The organism is Streptomyces sp. RLA123 (genome assembly GCF_056270165.1).
Genome location: NZ_JBWDOR010000003.1, coordinates 4420055 through 4434805, shown reverse-complemented (window position 1 = coordinate 4434805; position 14751 = coordinate 4420055). Strand labels below are relative to the sequence as shown.

Genomic DNA, 14751 nt, shown 5'->3' with positions numbered 1-14751 from the left:
ATCGGAGCGCCGTGCCGCGAGGGTCAAATGGATGTCAACCCGGGCACGTTACCGGGGTTACCTCCGGTCCGGGCCCGCCGGCGGGCCCTCCGCCGCCCGGATCACGCAATCGATGGCAGTACCAAGGGAACGGTGTGCTTGAATGCTCGGCGTGCCGCTGATCGGCCGCCGTCGACAAGCCTGATGACAACGGTGCCGGCTCGAAGTGGCACGCCAGAACTTCAGTGCGCATCTCCTCCCGCCCACGCCGATGTGCCGGAATCCACGCCGGATCGCGGTCGTCGCGCGGCGCAGGCGGTGAGGTCGTGGCCGTACCCGGCACGGGATCAGGCACCTCCCGGTCCCTGCGCCGTGCGTGCCACGCGCCACACAGCAGTATCGGAAGGAATGCCTTGCACAAGCGATCAAGGAAGCGTTTGCTTCCGGCCGTTGTCGCCGGCGGAGCCCTGGCGGTAGGTGCCTTCACCCTCCTGCCCTCGACCGCCCTGGCCGGTCAGTCCGCCCCGGCCCGCCACCAGTCGGCCACCCAGGCGGACTTCGAGGCCGCCGCGGCCGAGTACCAGGTGCCGGTGTCCGTACTCCTCGGCGTGGCCCGCCAGGAGTCCGGTCTCCAGTCCCACTCCGGCTACAGCAACACCGCCGGGTGGGGACTGATGAACCTCACCGACGCGACGCTGGAGATGCTGCAGAAGGGCCCGGCGGGCATACCGGCCCACTCGGACCTCACCTCGGCATCCAAGCACCCCGAGCTGCACACCCTCCTCGCCGCCGCGAAGCTGACCGGCATTCCCGCCGACGGCCTGCGCCACAACCGGCGGGACAACCTCCGGGGCGGCGCCGCCCTGCTGGCGTCCTACCAGAAGCAGTTGACCGGCCGGACGTCGGACACCCCGTCCGACTGGGCCGGGGCGGTCGCCCAGTACAGCGGGATGACGGACGAGAAGGCCGCGCAGTCCTTCGTCTCCGACGTCTTCGCCTCGATCCGGTCCGGCGTCCGGCAGACGACCCCGGACGGTCAGCAGGTCACCCTGCAGGCCGACCCGTCCGCCACCCCGGACACCAGTCAGCTGGCGAAGCTCAAGCTGGCCAAGGCCGGTCCGGCCACGCCGGCCGAGTGCCCCAAGTCGATGGACTGCCAGTTCGTCCAGGCCTCGTCCACGGGTGTCCAGGTGTCCAACCGGCCCGCCAACGGCATCAAGATCACGCAGATCGTCCTGCACACCACCGAGGGCTCCTACGACGCGGCCATCCAGACCTTCCAGGGGCCGAACGCCACCGCCGCGCACTACGTGATGCGCTCCTCGGACGGCGCGGTCACCCAGATGGTGTCGGACAAGGACGTCGCCTTCGGTGACGGCAACTACGACAGCAACCTGCGCTCGATCCAGATCGAGCACGAGGGCTTCTCGGCCTTCGGCGCGCAGTGGTACACCGACACCGTCTACCAGCAGACGGCCAAGCTGGTGAAGTACCTCGCCGAGCGGTACGACATCCCCCTGGACCGCCAGCACATCCTGGCCCACGACAACGTGCCCGGCGGCAAGACGGCCGACCTGGCCGGCATGCACTGGGACCAGGGCAACGAGTGGGACTGGACCCGCTTCATGAAGAAGATCGGCGCTCCGTTCGACGACAGGACGAGCGGGGTCGGACCGGTCGGCAGCGTGGTGACCATCGCCCCCACCTTCAACAAGAACCTGCAGACCTTCACCGTCTGCCCGTCCGACGACCCCACGGGTGGCACCACCGCGTGCACCCCGAAGACGGTCCCGGCCGGCTCGCTCTTCGTCCACCAGGGCCCGAGCGAGGACTCCCCGCTCATCCTGGACGCGAACGTGCACCCCACCGCCACCAGCGGCAGCAACGGCGTCAGCGACTGGAGCACCACGGTCCAGGCCGGCCAGCAGTTCGTCGTCGCCGACCAGCAGGGCGACTGGACGGCCATCTGGTTCGACGGCCAGAAGGGCTGGATCAGCAACCCCAAGGGCGGCAACACCATCCCGACCACGGGTGTGAAGATCCTCACCGCGGCCGGCAGTACGCCCGCGCCGGTCTACGGCACGGCCTTCCCCGACCCCTCCGAGGTCCCGGCCGGGTGGGGCGCCGACCCGCAGAACCCGCTCACGGCACCCAACTACGGCATCCCCGCGGGCCAGGCCTACGTGGCGGACCAGCCCCCGCTCAACGGCCAGGACTTCTTCCCGAGCCGGCAGGGCGTCGTCACCGGCGCGAAGCTGTACTACACGGTGCAGTTCAACCACCGCTACGTGTACGTGAACGCCGCCGACGTCACCGCGACCACGGCCTGAGGCACGTACCGCTGATCCGCGCGCCGACCGCGCGCGATCGCTGAACCACCGCACGCACAGGGCCCCTCGGCTCCGCGGCGACCGGCCCCCGGTCCGCCCGCCCGCCGAGGGGCCCTGCCGTCACCCGCTACTGCGGGAATCGCGCGTCTGGCCGAACGCCGAGCACTCCGTCGGGGTGCCCGGAACGCCCACGTTCCCGCGGTCGAACCACTGCGGACGAGTCAGTTCCGCACTCGCTGAGCAGCTCGCCGGCCTCACCGACGTCCCCGAAGCCTCAGGCCCCACCATCCGGTGGCGGCGAAACACCACGTCGTTGGCGCGCAGTCATCTGGGGCCGAACCAGACTGGCCGAGGCCAAATTGAAGAAGCCGTTGTCCGAGCGGCTGCGATGCAGCAGGCGATGACAGTCAACACCCCGCAACTGCCGTCAGCTGAGACTGCAACTGAGACCCTGCGGCAGATCCCCTGTGCCGGACCGGGGTAGTCCACCGTCAACCGGCTGCAGACCCCCCGCCTCAAGGCCCGCCGGAGCTTGGCCTCGCTCTGCACGGTGCGCGTGCGGCCGGCCCAGAACGGCGGTCCAGAACCCCACCGAAGGGAGCCCGGGCCGCCGCTCTACGTGCGGGGCGGGCTACTTCCCGTTGTAGTCCAACCCGTACACCGCCTTCCGCAAAGCGCGTCCCACCTTGTAGGCGCCGAACTCCGCCTCGAGCCCCGACTCCTCCATGCCCTTCCGCAACTCCACCGCGACCGCACGCCAGACCCCCATCAAGCGGTCGCTCTCCGCCCGCGTCTCCTCGTCCCACTCCAGCACTGGACGCTGCGTCCCCCGCTGATGCACGCCGATCGCATCGTGCGCCTCGTCGTACGAACGTCGCAGGTCAGCAAGAGATTCAGGCACGGGGATCGTCCGGCCCGACTTGGGATCCTCGGGATCGGGAACTGAGATGACGGTCATGCCGCGGACCCTAACCCCGACCACTGACACCGGCATGGTTCGTCACCCGCCCTGTACACCAGCGAACCGCAACCCGGCTCCGACACGGCGGGCTGGTTTTCAGGACCGCACGCTCCACGACCGAGCAACCGTCTGGCCGCAGTTGGCCGCTGTGCGCCGACTATGACGAGTTCAAGGAGCTGCTGGCCGAGGCCGAAATTGACGACCGCCGTCTGTACGACGGGAGTCGCCACACAGCAGGCACGATCCTGAACGAACTCGGGGTCGACATGACCACGATCATGGAGATCCTGCGGCAGACCCAGATCAGCCAGACCCGCCGCTGCGCGAAGGGCCGGTCCCACCTGTCGAAGGACGCCACGCGACGCATGGCGAGCGCTTCGCGCCCGCTCCCCCAGCCCCCGGTCCGGGCCCCACTGAGACCAGAACTGAGACCGCCGACACCCGCGCGGCCCGATCCCGCCATCGCCGTCGCCGTCACGTCCGCTGAACGACAAAACCCCAGGCCGGATTGGATCCGACCTGGGGTTTCAGGTGAGCCGCCTTCGGGATTCGAACCCGAGACCTACGCATTACGAGTGCGTTGCTCTGGCCAACTGAGCTAAGGCGGCGAGCTGCCGACAGCTTCGCATCGGCAGCGGGCACAAGTCTACACAGTTCTGGGGGAGGCCCTGACCAGGGTCGGGGCCTCCCGACTGCGCAGGTCAGCAGGTCTTGCCGGCGGCGGGCGGGGTGCCCTTGAGGAGGTAGGTGTTGACCGCGGTGTCGATGCAGTCGTTGCCGCGGGCGTAGGCGGTGTGGCCGTCGCCCTTGTAGGTCAGGAGGACGCCCGAGTCGAGCTGCTCGGCGAGGGCCTTGGCCCAGCCGTAGGGCGTGGCGGGGTCGCGGGTGGTGCCGACCACGAGGATGGGGGCGGCCCCGCGGGCCTCGATGCGCTGGGGGTGGCCGATGGGGCGGACGGGCCAGTAGGCACAGATGAGGCTGGACCACGCGAGGTTGTCGCCGAAGTGCGGGGAGGCCTCCCGGAAGGTGGAGACCGCGCGCTCGGCGGCATCCGGGCCGTTGAGAGCCGGCGGGAGGTCGGTGCAGTTCACCGCGGCGTTGGCGTACATGAGGTTGGAGTAGTGACCCTTGTTGTCGCGCTCGTAGTACGAGTCGGACAGGCGCAGCAGGACGCTGCCGTCGCCCTTGGCGGCCTTGGCGAGCCCCGTGCGCAGGGTGGGCCACATGCTCTGGTCGTACATCGCGGAGATCACGCCGGAGGCGCCCAGCGCCTCGGTCAGCTTGCGGCTGCCGCCGGTGGGCAGCGGCTTGGCGTCGAGGGAGCGGAGGAGGGCGTCGAGGCGGCGGCCGGCGTCGGCGGTGCTCTTGGTGCCGAGGGGGCAGTCGCGCCGGCCGATGCAGTCCTTGGCGAAGGCGTCGAAGGCGACCTCGAACCCGCCGGCCTGGGCGCGGCTGCTCTCGAGGGCGGTGGCAGCCGGGTCCATGGCACCGTCCAGGACGAGCCGTCCGACGCGCTGGGGGAACAGGCCGGCGTAGGTGGCGCCGATGAAGGTGCCGTAGGACTTGCCGACGTAGTTCAGCTTCGCGTCGCCGAGCAGCGACCGGAAGATGTCCATGTCACGGGCGGCATCGACGGTGGTGACATGCTCCAGCAGCTTGCCGGAGTGCTGCCGGCACCCGTTGGCGAAGGTCTTGTCCTCGGCGACGAGCTTGTCGACCTCGGCCTTGTTGTCCGGGGTGACGTCGGTGGCCGCGAACGTGTCCATCTGCTTGTCGGGGAGGCACTGGATCGGCTCGCTGCGGGCGACACCCCGCGGGTCCATCGCGGCCATGTCGTACCGGGCGGTGACGGCCGCGGGGTAGCCGAAGGCGGCGTACTGGAGGTAGTCGATGGCCGAGCCGCCGGGGCCGCCCGGGTTGACCAGGAGGGAGCCGATGCGCTTGCCGGGGCCCGAGGCCTTCTTGCGGGCGACGGCCAGATCGAGGTCCGTGCCCGCCGACGGGTGCGCGTAGTCGAGCGGCGCCTTCACCGTGCCGCACTGCATGCCCGGCATGTCCTTGCAGGCCTGCCAGCTGATCTTCTGCTCGTAGTACGGCCGTAGCTCCTGCGGGATGTCCTTGGGCAGGGCGCTGAGCGATTCCGCGGCCGACGTGGCAGCGGCGGAATGGCTCGTCCCGCCGGTCGTACAGGCGGACAACAGGAGCCCGGCGACCGCGAGGACGGTGCCGGACGTACGGAGCAGGCGCGGGGTGTCCATCAGAGCCTCGGTTCCTCGTGGTGGTATTTGCGAGCGTATCCGCACGGTCGCGGGCGAACCGTTATCCACAGCCCTCATACGGGTGATTCCGCGACAGGACGGAGACGGTCACAGCCGTCCGGGCCCGTCCAGCTTCTCGGTCACGTAGCCCGCCACCAGCGCGAAGAGCCTGCGCCGAGGGGTGATGTTGTCCAGCACGCGCACCTCGGCGGGCGCCCCTCGCATCCGGCCCCGCAGGGCGAGGGCGGAACTGCGGGCGCTCTCCTCGCCGGAGGGCACGGCGAGCAGCAACTGCGGGCGCGGGGCGACGCGGTCCGGGTACGCGTCGCCGACGGACGTCCGTGGGCCGGGGCGCCCGGGGCCGCCGTCCAGGTCCTCCGGGCCGTCCGGTTCGTAGGCACCGGAGACCCCGATCGCTGCCGCGTACCGGGAGGGGCGCTCCAACTGCCCGCGCACCACGCACGACGCGTCCTGGCCCACGCCCAGCACCGCGCGGGCGGTCCGGCCCGGCAGGACGCGGTAGAGCCGGCCCACCGCTGCGGGCAGTTCCACCGCCCCGCCTCCGCAGCGGGCGGGCAGCACGACCACGACCGGGTCGGCCAGGCCGCGCAGCGACTGCGCGGCGAAGCCGGCGAACAGGTCCGGGTCGGCGGGGTCGAGATGCGCGACGACCAGGGGGAAGTACAGCCCGGCGGAGTTCGGGAAGTCGTACTGCGGCGGCAGCCAGACGCGTGTGCCGTCCTCCAGTTCCTCCAAGGTGCCGCCGGAGGGGTGCCCCAGGGTGCGCGGCGGGGCGTCGTCGTCCTCCGGCTCCGGGGGCTGTCCTGGACGGACGTCCGCGGGGGCGGGCGGCGCGGGGGCCGCCGCGACCACCACGTCCCGGGCCCCGCGGGGCCCCGCCAGGCCCGCGAGCGGCGGGAAGGCCGCCGCCAGGAACGCGGCACCGACCGCCAGGAACGCCCCGCCCGCCCGCAGCGCCGCGCCGCCGTAGGCCACCGGCAGCTCGTAGACGCGGCCCGCACGCTGCTCCCACCAGTGCCGCAGCGCCGAACGGGCGAGCAGCACCGCGGCCGCGGCGGCCAGCGCCGGCAATGCGTACAGAAGGACGACCTCGGCCACCATGGGCACGTACGGCACACCACCTCGCGCAGGTCCCCCACAGCCCTCCGGGCACGGGCGGGCACCCGCGCCGGAGGCGGGGGCGCGCCCCCGCTCGCTTCGCTCACCCCCGCGGGGACAGGGAGCGGGGGCACCGGACGCCAGCCTGGGCCAAGGTCCCTCGCGGCACCGGGCGACGACGCGGGAGAGCGCGAACGATCACCCGTCCGCCGCACAAATGAGCAGGTAGGCGGCCCTTCGAGAGCGAGCGGCGTGCTCAGCCGGCCCGCAGCGCCAGTGTCATCGCCTCGACCGCCAGCAGCGGCGCCACATTTCTGTCGAGCGCGTCGCGGCAGGCGAGGACGGCCTCGATGCGGCGCAGCGAGTTCTCCGGGCGGGAGCCGGACGCGATGCGCTCCACGGCGTCCCGCGCCTCGACGTTGGCGATGGCAACGGACGTGCCGATCTGCACGGCGAGCACGTCCCGGTAGAAACCCGCCAGGTCGGTGAGGGCGAGGTCGAGGGTGTCGCGCTGGGTACGGGTGGAGCGGCGTTTCTGGCGGTCGGCGAGGTCCTTCATCACCCCCGCGGTGCCGCGGGGCATACGGCTGCCGGCCCCCGCGGAGGCGCCGAGCGCGACGCGCAGCTCCTCTGTCTCCTTGCCGTCGAGCTCCTCCGACAGCTCCTTGGCGTCCTCCGTCGCCGCGTCCACGAGTTCCTGGGCGGCTTTCAGGCAGCCGCCGACGTCGTCCACGCGCAGCGGGAGCTTCAGCACGGCGGCCCGCCGCGCCCGGGCCTGCTCGTCGGTGGCCAGCCGGCGCGCCCGGTCCATGTGGCCCTGGGTGGCGCGGGCGACGGCCTCGGCGACCAGAGGATCGATCCCGTCACGGCGCACGAGCGCATCGGCGACCGCTTGCACGGGCGGGGTGCGCAGCACCAGGTGACGGCAGCGGGAGCGGATCGTCGGCAGCACGTCCTCGATGGAGGGGGCGCACAACAGCCACACCGTGCGTGGCGCGGGCTCCTCGACGGCCTTGAGCAGCACATTGCCGGCGCCCTCTGTCAGGCGGTCGGCGTCCTCCAGGACGATGACCTGCCAGCGGCCGGACGACGGGGACAGGATGGAGCGGCGGACGAGGTCACGGGTGTCCTTGACGCCGATGGAGAGCAGATCGGTGCGCACCACCTCGACGTCGGCATGAGTGCCGACCAGCGCGGTGTGGCACCCGTCGCAGAAGCCGCACCCCGGCGCGCCGCCCAGGGCGCGGTCCGGGCTCACGCACTGCAGGGCGGCGGCGAAGGCGCGTGCCGCCGTGTCACGGCCCGCGCCGGGCGGGCCGGTGAACAGCCAGGCGTGGGTCATCTTCGACGCGGACGGCAGGGCGGTGCCCGCGGCGGCGGCCGTCACGAAGGCGTCCGCGTCGCGCGCGGCGGCGGCAAGCTGCTCCGTCACCCGGTCCTGGCCGACCACGTCGTCCCATACCGCCATCGTGCCCGTCCGTCCTGTGGTGCTCCTCGGTGTCCTACGGCTCCACCATTGTCGGGCACGGCACCGACAGCCCCGTCTCCGGCGGCCTCAGCCCGCCGCCCTGCGGTGCCGGCTGACCCGCCGCGCCGGGCGTCGTCTGCGCAGCAGCACCGCCGCGGCCCCGGCCCCGCACAGTGCGGCCACCGTCAGCGCCGCCCCGACCGTGCCCGCCGTCCCCGACGACGCCCCCAAGGTGCCCGAGGCCGCCGACAGCGGCCCCTGGCCCGGCAACACCGCGGCCGTCGACGCGGCGGGCACCGGGGTGTACGAGGGCGCGGGGGCCGGCGCCGCCGGTGCGGGCGTCTGCGTCACCGCCGCGCACTCCACCGTGAAGGGCCGCGGCTTCGCGCCCTCCCCCACCCACGTCAGTGTGTAGCCGCCGTTGGCGAGCACTATGCGGGCCGAACTGCCCGTCCCCTCGTCCCCCGTCACAAAGGTGCCGTTCATCGCCGGGCCGCCCTTGGCGCGGTTCACGGCCCAGTTGACGGCCTGCCCCGGCCCGAAGCCCTCGCCGCGTATGTGGAAGGTGCACACCGTGGCCTTGTCGCCCCGGGAAGTGCCCAGCGCCTCGTCGTAGACGGCGACCGTGCCCTTGCCGTCGTCGCTCTCCTTGGTGGCGTACGCGACCGGGCCGAGGGCCACCAGGGCCGCCAGCCCGGCGAGGACGACCGCCGTGACGGAAGGGATGCGCATGAGGAGAGTTTCCCGGATTCCCGCGGCGACGCCAAAGCGGGGTGGTCCCGACGGGCGGAGGGGGCTCCTCGGACTCATGACGGCTCGTCATATTCCGTTTCCGGCGGGGCTGCTCAGATCGACAGGCGGTGCACGCCGCCCGCGACGGCGCGTTGCGCGGGGGCGTCGGTGCCGGTCCAGCAGGAGCCGCGGCGGGCGAGGAGGCGCCGCAACCACACCTCGGTGGCGATGAGTTCGGCGAGGCCGTCGGTGGGGACGGGCTCCCCGCCGGCGGCCGCGTGCAGCGCGGCGCGGACGACGCGTGCCTCGATCAGGCCTGCGTCGGCGAGGAGGGGGGCGTCGAAGAGGTCGAGGAGTCCGTCGACGGAGGCGCGCAGGCCGGTCCGGGCGGCGACGGCCGCGGAGACCTGGGAGTTGGCGCCCCAGCCCGGGGGGAGGTCGCGGATGCCCGCGCCCTCCAGGACGGAACGCAGCACCGTGGACCGGGCGCCGGGCTGGACGCGCAGGGTCTCGGGGAGGGCACGGCAGGCGCGGACGACCTGGTTGTCGAGGAAGGGGGCGTGGATCCGCTGGCTGCGCACCTCGGCGGCCTGCTCGAAGACACGGTGGTCGGCGGCGTGCCGGGCGAGCGCGGCCTGCGCGCGGCGCTCGCCGGGGCGTTCCACGGCGGTACGGGGGCGGGCCGCGGCCTCCTGGAGGCGAACCGATACTTCAGCCAGCGCCTCACCGGTGAGCCAGCGCGCCGCCGGCCCCGGACGGCACCAGGTGAGCGCCGCCAGCGAGGCCTCCAGGGGGCCGGCGTGTTCGTCGAAGCGGCCCGCCATCAGCTGTGCGGCCGCGTTCTGCACACCCTGTTGATAACTCGTACGGGCCAGCCGCCGCGCCGCGCGGTAGACCGTGAACGGCACGAACACCGAGCGGCCCGCGGGCCCGTCGGCGCGGGCGAGGGCCGTGACGGGTCTCAGGAGGCTGCGGCGGCGCCGGTCCAGCAGCAGGTCGGCCAGGCGCGCCGGGTGCGCGTCCAGCACCTGGCGGGCGCCGTGCCCGACGAGGTGGTCGGCGCCACCCGCCGCGAGGCGCAGCCGGTGCCGTCCGGCGGCCACCAGGGAGGGCCCTGGCTCGTCGGTGAGAGGGACGGCGTCGAGATCGGCATAGGGCAGGGCCCGCGCGCCACCGGGCACGACCACATGGTGCAGGCGCGGGTCGGCCGCCATGGCGCGGGCCCGCTCCAGTTCGGCCTCGCGGGCCGGACCCCCGCCCGCGGTGAGGTCGTTGAAGGTCACCGCCAGCAGCCGCTGGCCGGCCGCCGCACCGTGCCCGAGCGGGGTGCCGGGCATGCCGGGCAGACCCGCCGCCAGCAGGGCGAGTGTGGAGGAGGCGCTGCCGCCGGACAGGTCGGAACCCACACCGGGCGCCGGTTCCTCGCCGGCCTCCGGTACGAAGCGGGGCTGCGCCAGCCGGGCACGCACCGCGTCCACCAGGGCGTCCCGTACGCCGGCGATCGCGCGCTCGGGCGGCACATGGGCGGCGGGAGTGCCGGCCACCGCCAGCGAGGCGGTCGGCTCGTAACCACTCACCTCGGGCACCGCCTCCCGCAGGATCAGGGCGTGCCCCGGCGGCACCCGGCGCACGCCCGCGTACGGCGTGCCGTCGCCCAGCGCCTCGGGGGAGTCCGGGCAGGCGAGCAGCGCCGCCAGGTACGTGACGTCGAGCGCGGCCTCGGTCAGGTCCGCCAGCGGCAGCGCCGCCGTCGCGTACGCGGTGCCCCGCGCCCACCGGGTGTGGAACACCGGCCGGGCGCCGGCGAGATCACCGAGCACGGTGATCCGGCGCCCTATCTGGAGGACGCAGGTGTAGCTGCCGGCCCAGGTGGTCAGATGCCGCAGCGCCCCGCCGCGCGCCGCGAAGAGCCCGACCCGCAGGTCGGCGTCGGAGGCGGCGCAGCGGCCCAGCACGGCCAGCCGGGCGACGGAGCCGTTCTCGGCGTGCAGCAGGCGCACCTCGTCGGCGCGCCAGTCGCCCACGGCCCACAGCGGATCGGGGTCACTCCACAGGAGCTGGGCGCCCACCGGCAGCAGCGTGCGGCCGTGCGCCCCGGGGACCCGTCCCACCGCGGCGTTGCTCCAGCCCACCAGCCACCGCATCGCCCGCCTCCACAGGTTGTGGACCAGGGGGGCCTCTTCGTGGACAACTGGCCCCCGCGGCAGGCCGAACTGCCGCTCCGTCCGGGGAACATGCTGCCACGGTGCGGCGCGAAAGGAGGCGCATGAGGGCATGGTCGAGTACCGGGCCGCATGCTGCGCACGGTCCGGAGCGGGGCCGTTTCGACCCAACTCCCCGCTGATCAGAGGCACTTCGCGCATGCCAATGGACTTGAAACGTCATTTTCAGGCCAATGTCCCACCGGCCCGCATTCGTCCGTTGTGCGCCGTGTGGGCGGCGCGGTCCGGGGGGCGTGGCACGCCTCCCGGACCGGTCCGCCACCCGCGGGGATTGTGGTGGCGGAGCCCCCTGGCCCGCTGCTACCCCCCATAGCCGCAAATGAGAGCCGCGGGCCGACCCACGGCACCATGCAACCGCCACCGCACGAATCGGTACAGAGCGCGCGGATGGGCGCACGGCCGCATACGCCGGTAGCACGCGCCACCAGCAGGAGTCGCGAGGCCGCATTCAGGGCAGGAATCTCGCCATCCGGGACAACAGCTCTTAACGGTCGGGATGCGGAGAACTACCCTGGGTTCACCTGAGAAGCGAAGGTCCCGGCGGCTCGGGGTCCGGCGCATGCCCTCGGGCGGCGGTGGGCGCCACTCGTCTCCACAAGAGACGCCGGGGCGGCCGTTGTGGTGCGTCGAGAGGGTGTGACAGGCGTGGCAGGCGTACACGGCCCTCGCGCTTACGGCGAGAGGTGGTAATGGTCATGACCAAAGAACCCCGAGGGCCCAACGAGAAACTCGGCACCCTTCTCGCCCTGGCCGGCATCAGCAACGCGGGACTCGCCCGCCGGGTCAACGACCTGGGCTCCCAACGCGGTCTGACCCTGCGGTACGACAAGACCTCGGTGGCCCGCTGGGTGACCAAGGGCATGGTGCCGCAGGGCGCCGCCCCGCACCTCATCGCGGCCGCCATCGGCAGCAAGCTCGGCCGTCCCGTGCCGCTGCACGAGATCGGCCTGGCCGACGCCGACCCCGCGCCCGAGGTGGGCCTCGCCTTCCACCGCGACATCGGGGAGGCGGTGAAGTCCGCGACCGACCTGTGGAAGCTCGACCCCGGCCGGCGCGGCCCGGGCGGCGGCGGCATCTGGCAGAGCCTGGCCGGCTCGTTCGCGGTCAGCGCGTACGTCACGCCCGCCTCCCGCTGGCTGATAACCCCGGCGGACGCCCGCGTCGCCCGTGAGGACCCCGCCCCCGGCATGCACCACGTCGGCCACTCAGACGTCGGCAAGCTCCGTGAGGCCGCGGAGGACGCGCGCCGCTGGGACTCCAAGTACGGCGGCGGCGACTGGCGTTCGGGCATGGTCTCGGAGTGCCTGCGGATCGAGGCGGCGCCGCTGCTGCTCGGCTCCTACTCCGACGACGTCGGCCGGTCGTTATTCGGCGCGACAGCGGAACTCACCCGGCTGGCCGGGTGGATGGCCTTCGACACCGGCCAGCAGGAGGCCGCCCAGCGGTACTACATCCAGGCGTTGCGGCTCGCCCGCGCCGCGGCCGACGTCCCCCTCGGCGGCTACATCCTGGCGTCCATGTCGCTCCAGGCCACCTACCGCGGTTTCGCCGACGAGGGCGTCGACCTCGCGCAGGCGGCCCTGGAGCGCAACCGCGGGCTGGCCACGGCCCGCACGATGTCGTTCTTCCACCTCGTCGAGGCCCGCGCCCACGCCAAGGCGGGGGCGATCCACGCCTGCGAGGCCGCGCTGGCCGCCGCCGAGTCCTGGCTCGACCGCGCCCGCGACGGCGACGCGGACCCGGCCTGGCTCGGCTTCTACTCCTACGACCGGCTCGCCGCGGACGCCGCCGAGTGCTACCGCGACCTCAAGGTGCCGGGCCAGGTGCGGCGGTTCACCGAGACGGCGCTCGCACGGCCCACGGAGGAGTTCGTGCGCTCGCACGGGCTGCGGCTGGTCGTCTCGGCGGTCGCGGAACTGGAGTCCGGCAACCTGGACGCGGCCTGCGCGGCCGGCGTCAAGGCGGTCGAGGTCGCCGGGCGGATCTCCTCCGCCCGCACCACCGAGTACGTGCGGGATCTGCTGCACCGGCTGGAGCCGTACGGGAACGAGCCGCGGGTGGCGGAGTTGCGGGAGCGGGCGAGGCCGCTGCTGGCGGCGCCGGCGTAACCGGGCCGCCGCGCCATCGCGGGAGCCGGCGCAACGACGGATGACCCTCCTCCGGGGGCGACTCCGGTGGCGGCCTCGCGTTCACCGGCGCCGCCGGCGCGCTGACCATCGGGGGTGCCGCGCTCCTCACCCTCGGCCTGGGCACCGCGATCGCCGTCCTCGTACGCCGCAAGTCGGCTGCCTGACGCTTCGCAGCAGGTCACGACGGCCGCCGTACCCGTCCGGGTGCGGCGGCCGCCGTCGTCCGCGAGGTGACCGCACGGCGTACGCGAGACGACTGCGCCACACCGGCCCGCTCGCAGGTTTGACGGCGGCTCCGGCGGGCCAAGCCTCAAGCGGGAGGTGACCGCGCGCATGGACACCGCGGACGTCGTCGTGATCGGCGCCGGCATCGTCGGCCTGGCCACCGCGTACGCGATCACCCGCGCGTCGCCCCGGACGACCGTGGTCGTCATGGACAAGGAACCAGGCCCGGCGCGGCACCAGACCGGCCACAACAGCGGCGTGATCCACAGCGGCATCTACTACCGCCCCGGCTCGCTCAAGGCGCGCTACGCGACGCAGGGCGCCGCCGAGATGGTGAAGTTCTGCGCACGGCACGACATCCCGCACGAGGTCACCGGCAAGCTGATCGTCGCCACCGCGCGCGAGGAGCTGCCCCGGCTGCACGCCCTGGTGCAGCGCGGCCGCACGAACAACATCCCGGTGCGCGAACTGGGCCCCGCCCAGATCGCCGAGCGCGAGCCGCACGTCGCGGGCCTGGCCGCGATCCACGTCGGCACCACCGGCGTGTGCGACTTCACCGCGGTCGCGGAGGCGATGGCCCACCTGGCCACCGACTCCGGCGAGGTGCGCACGGCGTACGGCACCGAGGTCCGTGCGGTCCACCGCGACGGCGGCACCGTGATCGTCGAACCCGGCGACGGGCCCCCGATCCGCGCGAAGGCGCTGGTCAACTGCGCGGGCCTGCAGTCCGACCGGATCGCGCGAATGGCCGGCGACGACACCACCGGGGTGCGCATCGTGCCGTTCCGCGGCGAGTACTACGAGCTGGCCCCGGCGCGCACCGGGCTCGTGCGCGGCCTGGTCTACCCGGTGCCCGACCCCGCGTTCCCCTTCCTCGGCGTCCATCTGACCCGCGGCATCGACGGCACCGTGCACATCGGCCCCAACGCGGTGCCCGCCTCGGCCCGCGAGGGCTACCGGCGGCGCACGGTCAGCGCGCGCGACCTGCTGGAGACGGCCCTCTTCCCCGGCACCTGGCGGATCGCCCGCCGGCACTGGCGGTACGAGGCGGGCGAGCTGCGGCGGTCTCTGTCGAAGCGGGCGTTCACCGACGAGGTACGCCGGCTGCTGCCCGAGGTGACCGCCGCCGACCTCGTGCCGTCCAGCGCGGGCGTGCGCGCGCAGGCGGTGCTGCGCGACGGGGAGCTCGTGGACGACTTCCTCTTCGCCGGCAGCGGCCCTTTCGTCCATGTGCTCAACGCCCCGTCGCCCGCCGCGACCGCGTCCCTGCCGATCGGCCGGGAGATCGCCCGGCGGGCACTGGAGGCCGCGGGACATACGTAAAATCG

The 14751-nt window shown here is 73.3% G+C and carries 9 protein-coding genes, 1 tRNA gene and 1 pseudogene; 4 read left to right on the top strand and 7 right to left on the bottom strand.

Annotated elements, in window-relative coordinates; genetic code table 11:
* Positions 1-416 precede the first annotated feature (416 nt).
* Positions 417-2309 (top strand): N-acetylmuramoyl-L-alanine amidase, encoded by a 1893-nt coding sequence (locus tag RV983_RS20205; protein ID WP_475987161.1) that lies wholly within the window; start codon positions 417-419, stop codon positions 2307-2309.
* 631 nt (positions 2310-2940) lie between these two features.
* Here the strand turns inward: RV983_RS20205 and RV983_RS20200 are convergent.
* Positions 2941-3267, bottom strand: a complete 327-nt coding sequence (locus RV983_RS20200; protein WP_475987160.1) for a hypothetical protein — start codon at positions 3265-3267, stop codon at positions 2941-2943.
* 152 nt (positions 3268-3419) lie between these two features.
* Between RV983_RS20200 and RV983_RS20195 the strand changes: the two are divergent.
* A pseudogene (locus tag RV983_RS20195) lies at positions 3420-3757 on the top strand (site-specific integrase); the annotation flags it as partial.
* Positions 3758-3804: 47 nt separating this feature from the next.
* Here the strand turns inward: RV983_RS20195 and RV983_RS20190 are convergent.
* The 6 genes from RV983_RS20190 to RV983_RS20165 form a co-directional block, all read right to left on the bottom strand.
* Positions 3805-3878: transfer RNA gene (locus RV983_RS20190), tRNA-Thr, on the bottom strand.
* 93 nt (positions 3879-3971) lie between these two features.
* Positions 3972-5528: an alpha/beta hydrolase gene (locus RV983_RS20185; RefSeq protein ID WP_475987159.1), complete on the bottom strand. Its 1557-nt coding sequence runs from the start codon at positions 5526-5528 to the stop codon at positions 3972-3974.
* Between the two features lie 108 nt (positions 5529-5636).
* Positions 5637-6665, bottom strand: coding sequence for an alpha/beta hydrolase (locus RV983_RS20180; protein WP_475987158.1), 1029 nt, complete (start codon positions 6663-6665; stop codon positions 5637-5639).
* 238 nt (positions 6666-6903) lie between these two features.
* Positions 6904-8115, bottom strand: a complete 1212-nt coding sequence (locus tag RV983_RS20175) for a DNA polymerase III subunit delta' (RefSeq protein ID WP_475987157.1) — start codon at positions 8113-8115, stop codon at positions 6904-6906.
* A gap of 87 nt (positions 8116-8202) precedes the next feature.
* Positions 8203-8847 (bottom strand): hypothetical protein, encoded by a 645-nt coding sequence (locus RV983_RS20170; RefSeq protein ID WP_475987156.1) that lies wholly within the window; start codon positions 8845-8847, stop codon positions 8203-8205.
* Positions 8848-8960: 113 nt separating this feature from the next.
* Positions 8961-10991: an asparagine synthase-related protein gene (locus RV983_RS20165; protein ID WP_475987155.1), complete on the bottom strand. Its 2031-nt coding sequence runs from the start codon at positions 10989-10991 to the stop codon at positions 8961-8963.
* Between the two features lie 773 nt (positions 10992-11764).
* On the opposite strand from RV983_RS20165, the gene RV983_RS20160 reads away from it, so the two are divergent.
* Both RV983_RS20160 and lhgO read left to right on the top strand, forming a co-directional pair.
* A complete protein-coding gene (locus RV983_RS20160; protein WP_475987154.1) occupies positions 11765-13177 on the top strand; it encodes an MFS transporter in 1413 nt (470 codons plus the stop codon).
* 354 nt (positions 13178-13531) lie between these two features.
* Entirely contained in the window at positions 13532-14746 is a 1215-nt protein-coding gene (gene lhgO / locus RV983_RS20155; protein WP_475987153.1) for an L-2-hydroxyglutarate oxidase, read from the top strand.
* Positions 14747-14751: the final 5 nt, after the last annotated feature.